This window comes from Halolamina salina, from assembly GCF_042678005.1.
GTDB classification, from domain to species: Archaea; Halobacteriota; Halobacteria; order Halobacteriales; family Haloferacaceae; genus Halolamina; species Halolamina salina.
This window is the reverse complement of the sequence record NZ_JBHUDH010000017.1, coordinates 3,148-3,824: the sequence shown is the minus strand read 5'-3', so window position 1 is coordinate 3,824 and position 677 is coordinate 3,148. Positions and strand designations below refer to the sequence as shown.

The window sequence follows — 677 nt, the reverse complement described above, 5'->3', positions numbered from 1 at the left end:
GCCCGGCACAGGAGACACACTGCCCCTGCCGGCAGGCGTAGGGAAGGTCGAACCCTTCCTCCTCGCCGGCGGTGAGCGCGCGGCCGTTCCCGCGGAACGACATGCGGCCGACAGTGACCTCCCGCTCCGCAGCCTCCGGAGCGACCCCGACGGTCGCGATCTCGGGCTCGGTGAACACGACGCTCGGGACGGGGCCGACCGGCCCCGGATCGCCGCCGGCGATCGCCTCGACGGCGTGGAGCGCCGCGTGGCTGGCCTCGTGAGCCAGCATCGGCTCGCCCGCCACGTCGCCGACGGCGTAGATGTGCTCCTGACTGGTCCGTCCGTTCTCGTCCGTGACGACGAACCCGTCGTCGTCGACCGTCACGCCCGCGGCGTCCGGGTCGACCGTGTCGGCGACCGGGCGGCGACCGACGGCAACGAGCACGGCGTCGGCTTCGTACTCCTGCTGGTCCCCGTCCTCGGTCTCGGTGACGACGACGGGCGCGCCGGTGATGTCCTCGTACCACTCCTGTGCGGCCTCGCCGAAGGAGAAGGAGATCCCCAGCTCGCGGGCGCGCTCGGCGACCGGCTCGACGAGTTCGTCGGCGTAGCCCGGCAGCGGGTCGTCCATCGCCTCGAGGACGGTCTCGGCGATCTCCGCGTCGGAGGCCCCCTCGTCTTCGAGGTCGATTATC

General features: G+C 72.5%; 1 pseudogene. It reads right to left on the bottom strand.

Annotated features, from left to right (window positions below):
• Window positions 1-677 (bottom strand): annotated as a pseudogene (locus ACFR9S_RS02365) (FAD-dependent oxidoreductase); the annotation flags it as partial.